The organism is Streptomyces sp. NPDC048436 (assembly GCF_043200355.1).
Taxonomy (GTDB): Bacteria; Actinomycetota; Actinomycetes; order Streptomycetales; family Streptomycetaceae; genus Streptomyces.
Genome location: NZ_JBICXP010000004.1, coordinates 200,917 through 219,236, shown reverse-complemented (window position 1 = coordinate 219,236; position 18,320 = coordinate 200,917). Strand labels below are relative to the sequence as shown.

The window sequence follows — 18,320 nt, the reverse complement described above, 5'->3', positions numbered from 1 at the left end:
GGCCCACTGTCACCACCAGGGGGAGTCGAGTCGCCCCTCGATGGCTCTGATGTTCTCGCGCGCACAGGAGTCGCAGAAGTAGCGACGGACGCCGTTCTCCACGGAGCAGGTCCAGGTGGGCGGCGCGCCTTCGGCGACCGTTCCGCAGCGGGAACACACGAGATTCTCGGCGCCTGCGGGCTGAGGAGTCTGCTGGTCCACCCGGCGACCCTATCGCCGCTTTTGGAGGTTCGCCCGGCACAACGCACCGCGGGGGCCGGTCCGTTCGGACCGGCCCCCGCGGGCATGTGGTGAAGCTCAGCCGGAGCGTCGCCTTGTCAGCTTCGCCTCGTCACTGCATGACGGCGATGGCGAGCGCGCGCTTGGCGCGCAGCGACGCGCGCTCGGCACGGCGCTGCATCCGGCGGGCCGCCATCACACGGGCGGCGGGGCGCTGGGCCTCGGCCTCACGCATGCGTTCGTGCATATGCGCACGAGCCATGGCTTCTGGGATGAGTTGCATCTCGCGGGTCCTGTTCTGGCGCGAGTCGTTCGCACCGGTGGTGGTGAAGTCTGGGGATGCGGAGCGCGCGGGCTCGGCGGTGGCTGCCTTCATCGGGGCCTGCTTCTTGGGGTCGTGCGTCAGGGGGCGATCGATCGTTCCGGTCGTGCTCATGCCGCGACCGGGTTCTTGCGCGGACGGCCACGGGGCCGCTTGCGGGCAACGACCACACCCTGGACGAAGAGCTCGCCGCCCCAGACGCCCCACGGCTCACGCCGCTCCTTGGCGCCGGCCAGGCAGGCCTCCATCAGCGGACAGGTACGGCAGAGGGACTTGGCGTACTCGACGTCGGCCGGCGACTCGGCGAAGAAGACCTCCGGGTCGTAGGCACGGCAGGGGACGGGTACACCGAGGTTCTCGATGGCGTCGTCGAGCGCGGTGAGCGCGGTAAGGGGAGTCAAGGTCGGGTCCTCCGTAGGAACAGGCGGCGGGAGCGTCTCTGAAGGCGGTACGGACGGGGCGTGCGCTTCGAGTTGCACGGTGGTGTTTTCCTCGTCTGGTCGTGCCGGCCTGGGTCGGCCGGTTGGCGGCTGGTACCGGGTCTTGCTCGGCCCCTTCGCTCCGTCATCCCGTTTTGGGGAAAACAGAAGGGCCGCGGATCCCGGGTGGGGTTCCGCGGCCCTGAAGGCGCCGGTCTGATCGAGGATCAGACTGGATCGCTCCAGGGTTCGAGCCCACGGAAGGCCCACATCTTGTGGTGGTGCTGCGTCGTCGTCTGCTTCTTGGCACCGGCACCGGCCGCGGCAAAGGCATAGGCCTGCGCCTGGGCCGTCGCTACTGCTTCCGGTGCCTTGGTCGCTCGCTCGCTGCCTTCATTGACCTCACGCATCGGGAGCACGTTGAGAGCGGTGCGACGCGGGAGGGAGAGAGGCAGGACGGAGGACTCCGGACGGATGGCGGCGGCAGCGATGCCACCGGACAGACCGGTGCCCAGGTTCGAGAAGCCGAGCAGGCAGGAAGCGACGACCGAGCGATCGGTCATTTTCGCGGTGCTGATGAAGCTCTCGTTGATGCTGATCACTGGAATCGCCTCCTCTCGGCGTCTATGGGATCGGTCGAAACCGATCCTGCGGCTATTAAGTACAGCACGAGGCGAGGGCTTCGGAGAAGCCCGCCGTTCCCGTGCTTAAGAACCTATGGGTCTTCCTTGCGCATGCGCAAACTATTTTTTCGACGAGTTTGAATCAGTTGCCATCGGCGCCCCTTACACGCTCTTCACCTGCGCAGATGGCGAGGACATCAGATCCAAAGCGGTTGAACTTCCGCACGCCGACGCCGGGGATGCGGGCCAGATCGCCCTCTTCGTCGGGCGCGGCCTCCGCGATGGCGATCAAGGTCTTGTCCGTGAAGACGCAGTACGCGGGCTGTCCCAGCTGTTTCGCCTGGCCCGCGCGCCACTCCCGCAGACGCTCGTAGAGCCCTTCGTCCATGTCGGACGGGCAGTCCTCGCACCGCATCAGCTTCATCTCGCCCGCGCCGGTCAGAGTCCGCCCGCAGACCCGGCACCGGGCCGGGGACCTGCTCTCGCGCCGGCGGCTTTTGGGGCCGCCGCTCCCCGTGCCGCCGGTGCCGCGCTCGACACCGCCGGGGCCGCCGCCGGCCGCGCGGGCTCCGGTGCCCGCTCCCGAGCCCGGGCGCAGGCCGTCGAGGAAGCGGCTGGGGCGACGGCTGGGACGGCCGCCCGGTGAGCGGGACAGCGCCCAGGAGACACAGAGGTGGATGCGGGCCCGGGTGACACCCACGTACAGAAGGCGGCGCTCCTCCTCGATCTGTTCGTCGGTCTTGGCGTACGTGATCGGCATCATGCCTTCGGCGACACCGACCAGGAAGACGGCGTCCCACTCCAGGCCCTTGGCCGCGTGCAGCGATGCGAGGGTGACGCCCTCGACGGTCGGTGCGTGCTGCGCGCTCGCGCGCTCGTCGAGCTCTCCCACGAGATCGGAGAGCGTCGCGTCGGGCTTGGCCCGCACGAAGTCCTCCGCGAGGCGCACCAGGGCCGCCAGGGACTCCCAGCGGTCGCGGGCCGCGCCGGAGCCCGCCGGGGGCTGCGTCGTCCAGCCCTTGGTGGACAGGACGGCCCGGACCTGTGAGGGCAGGTCGATGACGTCGTCGAGCAGTGCGTCGTTGCCCCCGAAGCGGGCCGCTCCGCGCAGGGCCGCGCCCGCCTCCCTGACCTCGGTGCGCTCGAAGAACCGCTCGGCCCCGCGCAGCTGGTAGGGCACACCGGCGTCGGCGAGGGCCTGTTCGTAGATCTCGGACTGCGAGTTCGTACGGAAGAGGACCGCGATCTCGCTGGTCGGTACGCCGTCGGCGATGAGGGCGCGGATGCGGCGGGCGGCGCCTTCGGCCTCGGCGGGCTCGTCCGCGTACTCCACGTAGACCGGCTCGGCTCCGGCTTCGCGCTGGGAGATCAGTTCGAGGCGGTGGTCGGCGGCGCGGCCACGGGCCTGGGAGAGCAGGCCGTTGGCGAGGTGGACGACCTGGGGTGTGGAGCGGTAGTCCCGGACGAGCTTGACGACCGTCGCTCCTGGGTGGCGGGTGCGGAAGTTCAGCAGGTGGTCGGGGGTCGCGCCGGTGAAGGAGTAGATCGTCTGGCTGGCGTCGCCGACGACGCAGAGGCTGTCGCGGTCGCCGAGCCACAGGTCGAGCAGGCGCTGCTGGAGCGGGCTGACGTCCTGATACTCGTCGACCACGAAGTGCTGGTACTGGGCGCGGACCTGGTCGGCGATGTCGTGCCGGTCCTGGAGGATGCCGACGGCCAGGAGCAGGACGTCCTCGAAGTCGATGACGGAGCGGTCGCGCTTGAGGTCTTCGTACGCGCCGTACAGCTGGGCGATCTCCGCGGCGTCCCTGGGGATGAGGCGGCCCGACTTCGCGGCGGCTGCCGCATAGTCCGCGGGGACGGTCTGGGTGACCTTGGACCACTCGATCTCGCTCGTCACGTCGCGCAGTTCATTGCGGTCCAGGCGGACGCGGCAGGCGGCGGCCGCGTCCGCGACGAGCTTGATCTTGCGGTCGACGATCCGGGGCAGCGAGCCGCCGACCGCCTTCGGCCAGAAGAACTGGAGCTGGCGCAGGGCGGCGGAGTGGAACGTGCGTGCCTGGACCCCGGAGGCGCCGAGCTGCCGCAGGCGTCCGCGCATCTCACCCGCCGCGCGGTTGGTGAACGTGACGGCGAGCACGCTGCCGGGCTGCAGGATGCCGGCGCGCACCCCGTAGGCGATCCGGTGGGTGATCGCCCGCGTCTTGCCCGTCCCCGCGCCCGCCAGGACGCACACCGGCCCGTGCAGGGCGGTGGCCACCTCGCGCTGCTCGGGGTCGAGCCCGGCGAGCACCGCGTCGGCAGAGTCCGGGACCTGCGGGAAGAGGGGGGAATGCGTTGCTGCTGTCACCCCGCCATGCTGCCAGGTCGGCGGAGGCGGGTGAGCCGGTTGTCCACAGGGAGGCCGGCGCGGTCGTACTAATGCGGGAATGGTGGCGAGGTCACGTACGTTCAGGTCATTGCGATGACGCACCCCGAGCGACAAAGGAGCGCGAGACACATGCCGGGCACTGTGACGATGTACAGCACCACGTGGTGCGGCTACTGCCGCCGGCTCAAGGGCCAGATGGACCGCGAGGGCATCACGTACAACGAGATCAACATTGAGCACGACCCGGAATCCGCGGCCTTTGTCGAGAAGGCGAACGACGGGAACCAGACCGTCCCCACGCTGCTGGTCGTCTCCGACTCGGGTACCGAGTCCGTCATGACGAACCCGAGTCTCGCTCAGGTCAAGCAGGCCATCGCCGCCTGAGTCCCGCTCCACCGGAAAGACCCCCGCTCCTCTCGGGTGCGGGGGTCTTCTGCGTCTCGGATCAATCGACGAGCTCAGCCGACGCTGCCCGGCCTCGGCAGCGGCTTTCCGTACCAGAGTTCGATCAGCCGGGCCGCGATCGAGATGCCGAAGGGAGGCAGCACCTCTCCGGACTCGAACGCCGCCCGCAGGTCCTCCCGGGAGAACCAGCGCGCCTCCTCGATCTCCTCACCGTCGACGTTGATCTCCGAAGAGGTCGCCGAGGCCATGAAGCCCAGCATCAGGCTGGAGGGGAACGGCCAGGGCTGGCTGGCGACGTACTCGACGGTGCCGACCGTCACACCCGCCTCCTCCCAGACCTCGCGGCGCACGGACTGCTCGATGGACTCGCCGGGCTCGACGAAGCCCGCGAGGGTCGAGAAGCGGCCCTCGGGCCAGTGCACCTGGCGGCCGAGCAGGATGCGGTCCTCGTCGTCCGTGACCGCCATGATCACGGCCGGGTCCGTACGCGGGTAGTGCTCGGCGCCGCACGCCTGGCAGCGGCGGATGTGGCCGGCCGCCGCGATGACGGTGCGCTCGCCGCAGCGCGAGCAGAAGCGGTGCAGGCGCTGCCAGTTCTCCAGGGCGACGGCGTGCACCATCAGGCCCGCGTCACGGGGCGACAGGAGCAGGCCCGCCTCGCGCAGGCCCGCGGGGCGCGCCGACTGGTCCATGCGGCCCGGCAGGGAGTCCTTCTGCAGCGCGAAGTAGCTCACGCCGTCGTCGTCCGTGCCAAGGAAGTAGCGGTGGGCTTCGGTGAGGGGCGCCTCGAACGACGGGGTCATCACCAGTTCGGTGGCGCCGTCCGTTGTCTCGTCGATGAGCACCTGTCCGCCGGAGACCACGAAGACCCGTGTCGTGGGATGGCTCCAGGCGGCGGCGAGCCACGCCTCGTCGAGGCGGTGGTGGGCCGCGCGGTCGATGCCGCTCAGTGCGGTGAGCGAGACGGGACGGTCAGCGGTGCGGTCGGTCCAGGTGGTCACAGGTGCTTCCAACTCCCCCGATGGAATGGGTGGTTCAGCGGGATCGGCAGGGCGGTGAATTCAGTGTGCATCTCGCGGAGGCCCGGCGAGATCGCCCCACAGGTAGGCCGTCGTCTCGGCTCCCTTGAGGAGCAGGTCGAGTTCGACCTTCTCGTTCGGCGCGTGCCAGCCGTCGGACGGGACGGAGATGCCCAGGAAGAGCACGGGGGCGGCGAGTACGTCCTGGAGGTCGGCTGCCGGTCCGGAGCCGCCCTCTCGGGTGAAGCGGATCCGCTGCTCGAACGCCTGGCCCATCGCCCGTACGACTGACTGCAGCGCGGGATGGTCGAGCGGCGTCAGGCACGGGCGCGTGGCGGCGCCGAAGGTGATCGTGTGGCTGATTCCGGCCGGTATCTGGTCGGCGACCCAGGTGCGCACGGCCTCTTCGACGCGGTCCGGGTCCTGGCCCGCGACCAGCCGGAAGGAGAGCTTCAGGAGGGCGGACGACGGGACGATCGTCTTGCCGCCCGCTCCTTGGTACCCGCCGCCGATGCCGTTGACCTCGGCGGTGGGGCGGGCCCAGATGCGCTCCAGGGTGGTGTAACCCGCTTCTCCGTAGGCCGCGTGCGACTTGGCCGTACGCAGCCAGCTGTCCTCGTCGAAGGGCAGCTCGGCGAAGAGTTCGCGCTCGCGGTCGGTGAGTTCGGTGACGCCTTCGTAGAAGCCCGGCACGGCCACGCGCGCGTGCTCGTCGTGCAGGGCGGCGACGAGGCGGGCGGCGGCGGTCGCCGGGTTCGGGACGGCGCCGCCGAAGGAGCCGGAGTGGATGTCCTGGTCGGGGCCGCGCAGCTCGATCTCGCAGTCGGCGAGGCCGCGCATGCCGGTGCAGACCGTGGGGGTGTCCTCCGCCCACATGCCGGTGTCCGAGACGATCACCGTGTCGGCCGCGATGCGGTCCTTGCGCTCCTCGATCAGCGCGCGGAAGTGCGGGGAGCCCGACTCCTCCTCGCCCTCGATCAGGAGCTTCAGGTTCACGGCGGGGGTGGTGCGGCCGGTGGCGGCGAGGTGGGCGCGGACGCCGAGTGTGTGGAAGAACACCTGACCCTTGTCGTCGGCGGCACCGCGCGCGTAGAGGCGGTTTCCCTGGACGACGGGCTCGAAGGGTTCGGTGTGCCAGCCGTCCTCGCGGGCCGCGGGCTGCACGTCGTGGTGGCCGTAGACGAGGACGGTGGGCGCCTGAGGGTCTCCGGACGGCCACTCGGCGAAGACGGCGGGAGCGCCGGGCGTCTGCCAGACCTCGGCGGTCGGGAAGCCGGTCTCCTTGAGCTTGGCGGCGAGCCAGTCCGCGCTGCGCCGCACATCCTGGGCATGGGCGGGCTGCGCCGACACGGACGGGATGCGCAGCCACTCGGCGAGATCGTCGAGAAAGGCGGCACGGTGGGTCTGGATGTACGTACGGACAGCGCTGACGCCACTGTCAACGGCGCTGTCAACGGGCTTGCTCATGGTCACGAGCCTAGCCGTCCGCCGCGGTCGGTCCGTCCGGTGGTTCGTCACCCGACCGGCCGCCCGGTTCCTCCAGCAGGATCCGCTCAAGATCGGCCCGGCCGGGCAGGTGTGCGGGGCGGGCGGTCTCGCCGGTGCGGACGTAGAGGAACGCCGCCTTCACGGACTCCGGGGGCACGTCGTGCAGCTCGGCCCAGGCGAGGCGGTAGACGGCGAGCTGCAGGGGGTCGGCGGTGCCGGCGCGGCTGGTCTTCCAGTCGACGATCTCGTACGTGACGTCGTCGCCGTCGACCTCCTTGTAGACCGCGTCGATCCGGCCTCGGACGACGCGGCCCGCGAGCGTCAGCTGGAAGGGCACCTCGACGCGATGGGGGGTGCGGTGGGCGAACTCGGTGCGCTCGAAGGCTTCCTTGAGTGCTTCCAGATCGCGTTCGTCGGCGATCTCGGCCTCGCCGGGGCCGCCGCCCGGCAGGTCATCGGGGCCGAGCAGGGGGAGCCGCAGCTCTTCGAAGCGGGTCTCCACCCAGGCGTGGAAGCGGGTGCCGCGCCGGGCCGCGGGCTGCGGAGGGTGCGGCATGGGGCGGGCGAGCTCCCGCGCGAAGCCCTCCGGGTCGGCGGCCAGGCGCAGCACCTCGGACGCGGTGAGGGAGGCGGGGACGGGGATGTCCCTGATCGCCTCGCGGGCGCGCAGGAGCTCGCCGGTGAGGGCGTCCAGGTCCCGGTCCCAGGAGGCGAGGGTGCGGGACTCCTCCGGGGTGAGACGGGAGCGCTCGGGGAGGGCTTCGGGCGGGTGCGGGCGGGCGTCCGGCTGGGCGGCCTGGTGCGGGACGGCCGCTTGGTGCGGGTCCTCCGCCTGGCGCGGGTCCTCTTCGGGGTGTGCGGCGGGATGCACGCGCGCGTGGGGCAGCGCGGGGCGTTCCTGGGGCAGGGCGTCCCAGTCGTCCGGGGTGACGTCCGGGAAGTCGCCCTCTCCGTAAGGCGGCTCCTCGTCCTCCGGAGGGGGCGGCCAGTCCGGGTCCTCGGAGGGGGGAACGTCGTCGTACGCCGAGGGGTGGGCCTCCTCGTGCGAGCGGGCGTCGTCCGGTGTTCCCTCCCCCGTCAGGCGGCCCAGGTGGGTGAGGACCGTCTGCGCGGCGGCCCGGCGGCGGGCCAGGGACGTGTCGTCCAGCGGGAGCGGCCACGCGTGCTCGGCGGCCGCCTCCGCCAGGGCGGGGTTCTCCTCGCCCTCCTCCGGCTCGTCCGCCCAGGCCTCGATCTCGCCGTGACCGACCGCGCAGTGGTCGTACAGCGCCTGGAGGAAGTCCGAAGGGCCGCGCGGCTTCTTCTGGGAAGGGCCCCACCAGTGGCCTGAGCCCAGGAGCAGCGAGCGGGGGCGGGTGAAGGTCACATAGCCGAGGCGGAGCTCCTCGGTGCGCTGGTGGTCCTTCATGTCTTCGTGGAACGTCTTCATGGACCGGGCGTCCCACGCCGCGATGTCGGGCAGCGTCGCGGCGTCCCCGCGCAGCGCGTGCGGGACGACCTTGCCCTGGGACGTCCACTTCTCGCGGCCCTGGGTGCTGGGGAACGTCCCGGTGACCAGGCCGGGGACGGCCACGACGTCCCACTCCAGGCCCTTGGACTTGTGGGCGGTGAGCACCTTGACGGTGTTCTCGCCGCCGGGCAGTGCGTTGTCCAGGCCCTTCTCGTACTGCGCGGCCGTCCGCAGGAAGGCGAGGAAGGCGAGCAGGCTTGCCGCGCTGTCGTGCGCGGCGAAGGACGCGGCGACGTCCAGGAAGTTCGAGAGCGTCTCGCGGCGGCGGGCCGCGAGGGCGTGCGGCGACGCGGAGAGTTCGACTTCCAGGCCCGTGACGGCGAGCACCCGGTGCAGGACGTCCATCAGGGGGTCGGCCAGCGAGCGGCGCAGGTCGCGCAGTTCGGCGGCCAGGCGCGCGAACCGCACCCTCGCCTCCGGCGAGAAGGGCAGTCCGTCGTCCTCCGTGCCGTCGTCCAGAGGCGTCTCCAGGAACGTGTCGAGCGCGTCCGCGAGCGATATCACCTCGGCCGGGTCGACCCCCTCGACGGCTTCGGCGAGACGCCGGTCCGGATCGTCGTCCGGGGCCGCGTGCCCATGGCGTACGAGAAGGCGTGCGCGGCGGCCCAGGAGGGCGAGGTCGCGCGGGCCGACGCGCCAGCGCGGGCCGGTCAGGAGGCGCACCAGGGAGGCGTTGGCGCCCGGGTCCTGGAGCACCTCGCAGACGGCGACGAGGTCGGCGACCTCCGGGAGGTGCAGAAGGCCGGAGAGGCCGACGACCTCCACGGGGACGTCGCGGGCGACCAGCGCCCCCTGGATCTGCGCGAAGTCCGTCGCCGTGCGGCACAGGACGGCGATCTCACCGGGGGCCTTGCCGGTGCCTACGAGGTGGGCGATGGAGTCGGCGACCCAGTCGATCTCCTCGGTGTGCGTGCGCAGCAGGGCGCAGCGCACCATGCCGTCGCGCTCGGCGCCGGGCGCGGGCCGCAGGGCCTCCACGCCCGCGTGCATCGCGCGCAGCGGCTCCGCGAGGCCGTTGGCGAGGTCGAGCAGGCGGCCGCCGCTGCGACGGTTCTCGCTGAGCGCGTGGCGGGCGGCGGGGCGCCCGTCGGCGTACGCGAAGTGCTCGGGGAAGTCGTCCAGGTTGGCGACGGACGCTCCGCGCCAGCCGTAGATCGCCTGGCAGGGGTCGCCGACCGCCGTCACGGGGTGGCCGGTGCCGCCTCCGAAGAGGCCTGCCAGGAGGATGCGCTGAGCGACCGAGGTGTCCTGATACTCGTCGAGCAGGACGACGCGGAACTCCTCGCGCAGGATCTCGCCGACCTCCGCGCGGGTGCGGGCGAGCGTGGCGGACAGGGCGATCTGGTCGCCGAAGTCGAGGAGGTCGCGGGAGCGCTTCGCCTCCCTGTAGCGGCCTACTAGCTCGGCCAGTTCGAGCCGGGCCGCCGCCGTCTCGGGGACCTTGCGCAGGTCGGCGTTGGAGAGCTTGGCGCCCTCCAGGGCGTGCAGCAGTTCGGTGTCGTACGCGCGCAGCCTGTCCGGCCGTACGAGATGTTCCGCGAGCTCGCTGTCGAGCGCGAGGAGGTCGCTGACGAGGTCGGGGAAGGAGCGGGTCAGCGCGGGATAGGGGCCAGGCGCCTCGCGCAGCACGCGCGCGGCGAGCTGGAAGCGGGTGGCGTCGGCGAGCAGCCGGGAGGTGGGTTCGAGCCCTATGCGCAGCCCGTGGTCGGTCAGGAGGCGGCCCGCGAAGGCGTGGTACGTGGAGATGACCGGCTCGCCCTGCGGGTGGTCCGGGTCCAGTGTCTCGGGGTCGGTGACCCCGGCCCTGATCAGCGCCTGGCGCACCCGCTCGGCGAGTTCACCCGCCGCCTTGTTCGTGAACGTCAGGCCGAGGACCTGCTCGGGGGCGACCTGGCCGGTGCCGACCAGCCAGACCACACGGGCCGCCATCACCGTCGTCTTGCCCGACCCGGCTCCGGCCACGATGACCTGCGGGGCGGGCGGCGCGGTGATGCAGGCCGTCTGCTCCGGGGTGAACGGGATACCGAGGAGCTCTTTGAGCTGCTCGGGGTCGGTGATACGAGGTGGCACGTCAGAGAGGCTAGCGGCGGCCACTGACAATCGGGGCATCTCCGGCTGTCGGTGGCCGCCGTCACGCGTGGTGCCAGGGCTTCATGAGCTGTGTCTGGGCCTCATGAGCTGTGTCAGGGCTTCATGAGCTCTTCCATGTCCATGACGTCGCCCGGCGCGGGGGCCTTGACGGCGACGGGCTTGCCGTAGTCGGTGAAGTTCATCGTGCCCGGGTCTTCCTTGCCCGACGTGACGACCTTCAGGAAGTACGGCTTGCCCTCGGCGGCGACGTAGAAGCTGGTCTTCTTGCCGGACTCGTTCTTCGTGAGGACGGCCGCCTTCTTGCCGCCGACCTCGGAGTCGTCGCCGCGCTTGAGCTTCTTGAGGTCCTTGGTCTGGAACATGGCGTCCGCGTTGCAGATGCCCTCGCCCTTGGCGTTCGGCGTCTTCACCCACTTGTCCTTCAGGGTCGAGGCCTTGCCGCTGCCGCCCATGGCGTCCTTCCAGAACGCCTCGTCGCCCTTCATGTACTGGGTGTCGCCGGACACGAGCAGCTCGGCGATGCCGCCCTTGCCGCCGTCCATCTTGCCCTCGCAGTCACCGGACTTGGCGACCGAGAAGTCGACCTTGACGGTCTTGGCGTCTTGCTTGCCCTCGCCGGACACCCGGAAGGAACCCGCGCCCTTGGACGCGTCGGCCGCCTTCTTGGCGATCTTGTCGGCACTCATGCCGTCGAAGGGGTCCTTCTCCTCGCTGGAGCAGCCCGTGATGCCGACGAACGCGGCGGCGCAGGCGACTGCCGCGGCCAGGAGCTTCCGGTTGGCTGCCATGTATGTATCTCCTCGAAAGACGTTGAGCTTTGCGGCGACTTTAGATGGCCTGTGCGGCTGCTATGAACGCGAGCGAAAAGAGGTGACGTTGGCCACTGGCACGGCTGCGGGTGTCACTCCACGACCTGTCGGCCCTCCGGCCGTGCGCTGCACGAGGCCCGGAAGGCGCAGTGGGTGCAGTGCTGGCCCGTCGTGGGTGAGAAGCGCTCGTCGAGGACCTTGCCCGCCGCGGTGGCGAGCAGGTCACCTACCCACTCTCCGGAGAGCGGCTCTTGGGCCTGCACCTTGGGGAGGGTCTCGCCGCCGTCCTTCTTGGCGGCGCCCTGGCGCAGCTGCACCAGTTCCGCGCCGCCCGCTTCCGGGCGTACGCCTTCGAAGGCGTCGTCCACCGCGCCCTCGCGGAGGGCGAGTTGGTAGACGGCGAGCTGCGGGTGGCGGGCCACCTCGGCGGCGGTCGGCGCCTGTTTGCCGGTCTTGAAGTCGACTACGTAGGCGCGGCCTTCCGCGTCCTGCTCCACGCGGTCCATGGAGCCGCGCACGCGTACTTCGTAGGGGCCCGCTTCGAGGGTCACGTCGAAGTCGTGCTCGCTGCTGACGGGGGTGCGGGCCGTGCGGTCCATCACGTGCCACTGGAGGAAGCGTTCGAGCGCCACGCGCGCGTGCTCCTTCTCCTGTGCCGACTTCCAGGGGGCGTCGAAGGCCAGCGCGTCCCAGACCGAGTCCAGGCGCTCCATGAGGACGGCGAGGTCGGCGGGTGTCCTGCCGGACGCGACCTCGTCGGCCAGGACGTGCACCACGTTCCCGAAGCCCTGCGCCGCGGTCGCGGGAGCGTCGGCCTTCACCTCGCGGCCCAGGAACCACTGCAGGGAACAGGTGTTGGCGAGCTGGTCAAGGGCGCTTCCTGAGAGGACAACGGGCTTGTCGCGGTCGCGCAGCGGGACCTCGCTCGCCGTCGGCTCGTACATGCCCCACCAGCGGTACGGGTGCGCGGACGGCACGAGAGGGCGCCCGTCGGCGTCACTGAGCGCGGCGAGCCGGGCCAGGCGGTGGGCCGCGGCCTCGCGCAGGGGCTCCGAGACCCGGGGGTCGACGGTGGTGGAGCGAAGCTCGGCGACGAGCGCGGAGACGGACAGGGGGCGGCGCGGGCGGCCCGTTATGTCCTTGGGCTCGACGCCGAGTTCGGTGAGGAAGCGGGAGGGCTGGTCGCCGTCGTCCGCGGGTGCCTTGACGGCGGTGACGACGAGGCGTTCACGCGCGCGCGTGGCGGCCACGTAGAACAACCGGCGTTCTTCGGAGAGGAGCGCTCCGGGGGTGAGGGGCTCGGCGAGGCCGTCGCTGCCGATGCGGTCGGCCTCCAGGAGGGAGCCGCGGCGGCGCAGGTCGGGCCAGAGGCCCTCCTGGACACCGGCGACCACCACGAGCCGCCACTCAAGGCCCTTTGAGCGGTGCGCCGTCATCAGGCGTACGGCGTCGGGGCGTACGCCCCTTCGGGTGAGGGTGTCGGCGGCGATGTCCTGCGCCTCGGTCTCCTCCAGGAAGTTGAGGGCGCCGCGACCGCCGGTGCGTTCCTCCGCGCGCGAGGCGTACGCGAACAGGGCGCAGACCGCGTCGAGATCGCGGTCCGCGTTGCGCCCGGCCGCGCCGCCGCGCCGTGCCGCGCGCTCCAGGCGGCGGGGCCACGGTGTGCCGTCCCACAGCTCCCAGAGCGCCTCCTCGGCGCTGCAGCCCCCCGCGAGGCGCTCCCGGGCCTTACGGAGCAGCGCGCCGAGCCGCTGGGCGCCACGGGCGTACGCGGGGTCATGGGCGACGAGCCGCTCCGGCTCGGCGAGCGCGCGGGCCAGCAACTCGTCGGAGGGCAGCGGCAGGTGGTTCCCCGCGGCCCGCTCCTCCGCCCGAAGAGCACGCCCGAGGCGACGCAGATCGGCGGCGTCCATGCCGGCGAGGGGGGACGTGAGGAGGGCCAGCGCGGTCTCGGTGTCGAGCCAGGGGCCCTCACCCTCCCCCAGCGCCGCCCCGGCCACCGCCCGCAGCGCCGTAAGGAGCGGCGTTACCGCCGGCTCGTGGCGCAGGGCGATGTCGTCGCCGTCGATGTCCAGGGGGACGCCGGATGCCGTGAGGCTGCGGCGGACCGCCGGGATGGTGTGGGCGCCCGCGCGGACCAGGACCGCCATCTCGCTCCAGGGGACCCCGTCCTCCAGGTGCGCGCGGCGCAGGATGTCCGCGATGTTGTCGAGCTCGGCGCCCGACGTCGGATACGTGTACGCCTCCACCCGGCCGCCGTCCCGCACCGCGGCCAGCTCCCGGTGGGCCCGCACCTTCTCCGCGGGCAGCCTGGTCAGCGGCATGCGGCGGGTGAGCAGGCGCGTGGCCTGAAGGAGACCGGCGCCCGATCTGCGGGACGTCGTCAGGACCTCGACCGGCGCAGGGGTGCCGTCCGTGCGCGGGAAGTCGTCGGGGAACTCCAGGATGCCGTTCACGTCGGCGCCCCGGAAGGTGTAGATCGACTGGTCCGGGTCGCCGAAAGCGACCAGGGAGCGCCCGCCGCCGGCCAGCGCGTGCAGCAGCCGCACCTGGGCCGGGTCGGTGTCCTGGTACTCGTCCACGAACACCGCGTCGTACTGCGCGCCGAGCGCCCGCGCGACCTCGGGGCGCCGTGCGAGCAGCACCGCGCGGTGCACGAGTTCCGCGTAGTCGAGCACTCCTTGCAGGTCGAGTACGTCCAGGTACTCCGCGAGGAAGGCCGCCGCCGCACCCCAGTCCGGGCGTCCCGCGCGGCGGGCGAAGGCCTCCAGGGCGTCGGGGCCAAGGCCCAGCTCGCGGCTGCGGGCGAGCACCGCGCGGACCTCGTCGGCGAAGCCCCGCGTGGTCAGGCAGGCGCGCAGTTCTTCCGGCCAGCGGACGCGGGAGCGCCCCTCGCCCGCCAGGTCGATCTGGCCCGCGAGGAGCTCACGTACGGCCACGTCCTGTTCGGGTCCCGAGAGCAGTCGGAGCGGCTCGACGAACAGGTCCGCGTCCTGATGGGCGCGGATGAGGGCGTAACAGAAGGAGTGGAAGGTCGTGGCCTGCGGGGCGTTGGCCGCGCCTATGCGCAGCGCCATGCGGTCGCGCAGTTCCACCGCGGCCTTGCGGCTGAAGGTGAGGACGAGGACGCGCTCCGGTTCCGTGCCCTTCGCGATCCGCGCGGCGACGGCCTCCACCAGTGTCGTCGTCTTGCCCGTGCCCGGCCCCGCCAGGACGAGCAGCGGTCCTCCGGGGTGGTCAACCACGGCACGCTGCCGTGCGTCAAGACGAGGGGGATCCACGCGGACCGGCGGGGTACGCACCAGTCGATAGGCGCCCTGGGTCCCCTGTCGTACCTGATGGTGCGACGGGTGCCGGGTGTGCCGGGCGGAAGAAGTGGAGCTCACGTGGGTCGCCGGTCCTGGTGGGTGTACTGGTCGAAAAAAGGCTGCGCGATGGCTGCGGGGTGAGAGAAATGCGTGCTGTCGACGCTACGCCAGCCGACGTGCGGGCCGCGGGGCTTCCCCCGTACGGGCCATCGGTCCTCCACGCGGCCCCGGGATGGCGGAAGCTGTCAGATGTGAGCCTGAGGAGCCCGCGGGCGAGTGGCACCGCCGCTTCCCGCCGTGTCGCCCCGCCCCGCGCCGCCGCCACCGGCCGCGTCGCCGTCCCTGTGCGGTTCGCCACCTTCACGCGGTTCGCCGTCCCCACGCGGTTCGCCGTCCCCGTACGGCCGTGTTCCGTCCCAGCGCGCCCGCCGCATGTCCAGACGCGGCACATGGGTGTCGGACGCCCGGCTCGCCTCCCGCAGCGGTGTTCCCTCGGCGCGGTAGTGGCTCATCGCCCGCAGCTCGTGCCCCGGCAGCAGTCGGCCGTCCGCGCGGACCACGCGCCACCACGGAACAGCACTCCCGTAGAGGGCCATCACCCGGCCGACCTGCCGGGGGCCGCCCTCCTCCAGCCATTCGGCCACGTCGCCGTACGTCATCACACGCCCCGGGGGGATCAGCTCCGCGACCTCGAGGACCCGCTCGGCGTACTCGGGGTACCCCGAAAGCCCCTGTTCCGGTCCGCTCTCCTCGCTCATCCGGTCCATCCTGCCGTACTCCACCGACACCGTGACCGGCCCGCGACAGAGTGTGCGGTACGAGACAAACTGGAGTCGGGTGAACACTTCGCGCCCCCGCATTGCACCCTGATGCCCCCCTCTGTCGGCGGGACATGCCACCATCATGCGGGCGGTGACTGGTGATACGAGATCAAGAAGAGGCGACGGAGCAGCAGGATGTGCACCCCGATGAGACGGCGGGCACCCCTGCGGCCGAGGCGCACCCGGACACCGGTGGGCACTCCCTGAAGAAATACGAGAAGCACGAGACGCACGAGAAGGACGGCCTCGCCGACTTCGCCGACTGCGCCGACGGCGAGGGAGCGCACCCGGACCGCGTCGCCGGCGACGAACCGCTGCTCGCCGCGCGCGTGCACCGTCCGTCGGACCTGATGCGGCTGCTCGTCGGCATCCTGGGGATCGTCGTGGTCCTCGCCATCGCCGCGTTCGCGCACGGCACGACGTCGGGGCTCGCCCAGGACATCGACAAGGGCACGGACCAGGCGCCCGACCTCCTGATCAAGTTCGCGGGCCTGACCGCCAGCATCGGCGTACTGCTCGTACCCGTCGCCTTCGCGATCGAACGCCTGGTCAAACGGGACGGGCTGCGTATCGCCGACGGCGTCCTGGCGGCGGTCCTCGCGCACGGCGTGACGCTGGCCACCGACCTCTGGGTCGCCAAGGCAGCCCCGGACTCCATCCAGGAGGCGCTGACCCGGCCGTCCCCCGGCGATCTGCACGCGCTCACCGATCCCGTGCACGGCTATCTCGCGCCTGTCATCGCGTACATGACCGCCGTCGGGATGGCCCGCAGACCACGCTGGCGTGTGGTCCTGTGGGTGGTGCTGCTGCTCGACGCCTTCACCATGCTGGTCACCGGCTACACCACGCCGTTCTCGATCATCCTGACGGTCCTGCTCGGCTGGAGCGTGGCCTACGGAACGCTCTACGCGGTCGGTTCGCCGAACGTACGGCCCACCGGCCAGACGCTGCTCGCCGGTCTGCGGCACGTCGGCTTCCACCCGGTGAACGCGGCCCGCGAGGAGTCCGCGGACAGCGAGCACGGCGACCGCGGCCGGCGCTACTTCGTCACCCTTGAGGACGGCCCGCCCCTCGACGTCACGGTCATCGACCGCGAACAGCAGGCGCAGGGCTTCTTCTACCGCGTCTGGCGCAGGCTCACGCTGCGCGGCATCACCCAGCGCCGCAGCCTGCAGTCGCTGCGCCAGGCCCTGGAGCAGGAGGCCCTCCTCGCGTACGCGGCGATCGCGGCCGGGGCCAACGCCCCCAAGCTGATCGCCACCTCCGAGCTCGGCCCCGACGCGGTGATGCTCGTCTACGAACACACGGGCGGGCGTTCCCTGGACTCCCTGCCGGACGACGTCATCACCGATGAGCTGCTGCGTGACACCTGGCACCAGGTTCAGGCGCTGCAGTCGCGCCGGATCGCGCACCGCAGGCTCGCGGGCGACGCGATTTTGGTGGATCGTTCCGGCACGGTGATCCTGACCGATCTGCGGGGCGGTGAGATCGCCGCGGGCGACCTGGTCCTGCGCATGGACATCGCCCAGCTCCTGACCGCCTTCGGGCTGCGCGTGGGAGCCGAGCGAGCGGTCGCGACGGCCCTGGACGTGCTCGGCCCGGACGCGGTCGCCGACTGTCTGCCGCTGCTCCAGCCCATCGCCCTGACCCGCTCCACGCGCGCGACCCTGCGCAAGCTGGCCAGGGAACGGTCCCAGCGCGAGCGCGACGCGGTCCTTGAGGCGTCGCGCAAGGACAAGCTGGCCCGCCACGAGGAGGCTGCCGCGGCGGCGGCCGATGAGTCCGGCGCGGAGACGGCGGAAGGCGCCAAGGGGCCCGACCGCAAGACCGTGCGCGCGGAGAAGCAGGCCGAGAAGCAGGCCATAGACGTCGCGCTCGACCAGGCACGCGAGGAGGATCTGCTCACCCAGATCCGCCACCAGGTGCTGCTCATCCGGCCGCAGGCGCCCGTCGAGCCCGCCCAGCTGGAGCGCATCAGGCCGCGCACGCTGATCAGTTTCATCGCCGGTGCCATCGGTGCGTACTTCCTGCTCTCGCAGCTCACCCACGTCGACTTCAACACCATCGTCGGCGAGGCCGAGTGGGGCTGGGTCGCCGTGGCCGTGGCCTGCTCGGTGCTGAGCTACTTCGCGGCGGCGATGAGCCTGCTGGGGTTCGTGCCGGAGCGTGTGGGGTTCCTGCGGGCGGTGCAGGCGCAGGTCGCCGGGTCGTTCGTGAAGATCGTGGCGCCCGCCGCGGTCGGCGGCGTCGCGCTCAACACGCGGTTCTTGCAGCGCTCCGGGGTGCGTTCCGGTCTCGCGGTGGCGAGCGTCGGTGCCTCGCAGCTCTTCGGGCTCGGCTCGCACATCATGCTGCTGATGATCTTCGGCTATCTGACCGGTACGGAGAAGACGCCGTCCCTGACGCCGTCCCGCACGGTCATCGCCGGCCTGTTGTCGGTCGCGGTGCTCGTGCTCGTGGTGACCGCGATCCCGTTCCTGCGGAAGTTCGTCGTCACGCGCGTGCGTTCGCTGTTCGCGGGCGTCGTGCCGCGCATGCTCGACGTGCTGCAGCGCCCCCAGAAGCTGCTCACCGGCATCGGCGGCATGCTGCTCCTGACGCTCATGTTCGTGCTCTGTCTCGACGCCTCCGTACGCGCCTTCAGCACCACGGAGATGAAGCCGCTGACCCTGGCCAGCGTCGCCGTGGTCTTCCTCGCCGGCAACGCCCTGGGCTCGGCGGCGCCCACGCCCGGCGGTGTCGGCGCGGTCGAGGCGACGCTCACCTTCGGTCTGATCGCGGTGGGGGTGCCCAAGGACGTGGCGGCGCCCGCGGTGCTGCTGTTCAGGCTCCTCACGCTGTGGCTGCCGGTGCTCCCGGGGTGGCTGTTCTTCAACCACCTCACCAGGAAGGGCCTTCTCTGAGAGGAGGGTCTT

At 71.6% G+C, this 18,320-nt stretch carries 13 protein-coding genes; 2 read left to right on the top strand and 11 right to left on the bottom strand.

Going from position 1 to position 18,320, the window contains the following annotated elements; genetic code table 11:
• Window positions 1-9: 9 nt before the first annotated feature.
• The 5 genes from ACGFX9_RS15840 to ACGFX9_RS15820 all read right to left on the bottom strand — a co-directional run bounded on the left by ACGFX9_RS15840 (window position 10) and on the right by ACGFX9_RS15820 (window position 4,038).
• Entirely contained in the window at window positions 10-201 is a 192-nt protein-coding gene (locus ACGFX9_RS15840) for a hypothetical protein (protein WP_393471111.1), read from the bottom strand.
• 130 nt (window positions 202-331) lie between these two features.
• Window positions 332-655 (bottom strand): hypothetical protein, encoded by a 324-nt coding sequence (locus ACGFX9_RS15835; protein WP_393471108.1) that lies wholly within the window; start codon window positions 653-655, stop codon window positions 332-334.
• Entirely contained in the window at window positions 652-1,020 is a 369-nt protein-coding gene (locus ACGFX9_RS15830) for a WhiB family transcriptional regulator (RefSeq protein WP_393405741.1), read from the bottom strand. Before ACGFX9_RS15830 ends, ACGFX9_RS15835 begins: the two co-directional genes overlap by 4 nt.
• 167 nt (window positions 1,021-1,187) lie before the next feature.
• Window positions 1,188-1,562 carry a hypothetical protein gene (locus ACGFX9_RS15825; RefSeq protein WP_393471104.1) on the bottom strand — a complete coding sequence of 125 codons (375 nt, stop codon included), beginning with the start codon at window positions 1,560-1,562 and terminating at the stop codon, window positions 1,188-1,190.
• 163 nt (window positions 1,563-1,725) lie between these two features.
• Entirely contained in the window at window positions 1,726-4,038 is a 2,313-nt protein-coding gene (locus ACGFX9_RS15820) for an ATP-dependent DNA helicase UvrD2 (protein WP_393472425.1), read from the bottom strand.
• A gap of 45 nt (window positions 4,039-4,083) precedes the next feature.
• Between ACGFX9_RS15820 and ACGFX9_RS15815 the strand changes: the two genes are divergently transcribed.
• Window positions 4,084-4,338, top strand: a complete 255-nt coding sequence (locus ACGFX9_RS15815; protein ID WP_393471101.1) for a mycoredoxin — start codon at window positions 4,084-4,086, stop codon at window positions 4,336-4,338.
• Between the two features lie 74 nt (window positions 4,339-4,412).
• On the opposite strand, the gene nudC is transcribed toward ACGFX9_RS15815, so the two are convergent.
• The 6 genes from nudC to ACGFX9_RS15785 all read right to left on the bottom strand — a co-directional run bounded on the left by nudC (window position 4,413) and on the right by ACGFX9_RS15785 (window position 15,342).
• Window positions 4,413-5,360, bottom strand: coding sequence for an NAD(+) diphosphatase (gene nudC / locus ACGFX9_RS15810; protein ID WP_393471098.1), 948 nt, complete (start codon window positions 5,358-5,360; stop codon window positions 4,413-4,415).
• 60 nt (window positions 5,361-5,420) lie between these two features.
• Complete coding sequence (locus ACGFX9_RS15805; RefSeq protein ID WP_393471095.1) at window positions 5,421-6,845, bottom strand: dipeptidase; 1,425 nt, start codon at window positions 6,843-6,845, stop codon at window positions 5,421-5,423.
• Window positions 6,846-6,855: 10 nt separating this feature from the next.
• Window positions 6,856-10,446, bottom strand: a complete 3,591-nt coding sequence (locus ACGFX9_RS15800) for a UvrD-helicase domain-containing protein (protein ID WP_393471092.1) — start codon at window positions 10,444-10,446, stop codon at window positions 6,856-6,858.
• A gap of 113 nt (window positions 10,447-10,559) precedes the next feature.
• A complete protein-coding gene (locus tag ACGFX9_RS15795; protein WP_393471089.1) occupies window positions 10,560-11,255 on the bottom strand; it encodes a hypothetical protein in 696 nt (231 codons plus the stop codon).
• 113 nt (window positions 11,256-11,368) lie between these two features.
• On the bottom strand, window positions 11,369-14,578 hold the full coding sequence (locus ACGFX9_RS15790) for an ATP-dependent helicase (protein WP_393472421.1): 3,210 nt from the start codon (window positions 14,576-14,578) through the stop codon (window positions 11,369-11,371).
• A 251-nt stretch (window positions 14,579-14,829) separates the two neighbouring features.
• Window positions 14,830-15,342 carry an MGMT family protein gene (locus ACGFX9_RS15785; protein ID WP_393471085.1) on the bottom strand — a complete coding sequence of 171 codons (513 nt, stop codon included), beginning with the start codon at window positions 15,340-15,342 and terminating at the stop codon, window positions 14,830-14,832.
• Window positions 15,343-15,503: 161 nt separating this feature from the next.
• Here ACGFX9_RS15785 and ACGFX9_RS15780 point away from each other — a divergent pair, with 161 nt between their 5' ends.
• The gene (locus ACGFX9_RS15780; protein WP_393471082.1) at window positions 15,504-18,308 is read left to right on the top strand and encodes a flippase-like domain-containing protein; all 2,805 of its coding nucleotides are present in this window, start codon (window positions 15,504-15,506) and stop codon (window positions 18,306-18,308) included.
• Window positions 18,309-18,320 lie beyond the last annotated feature (12 nt).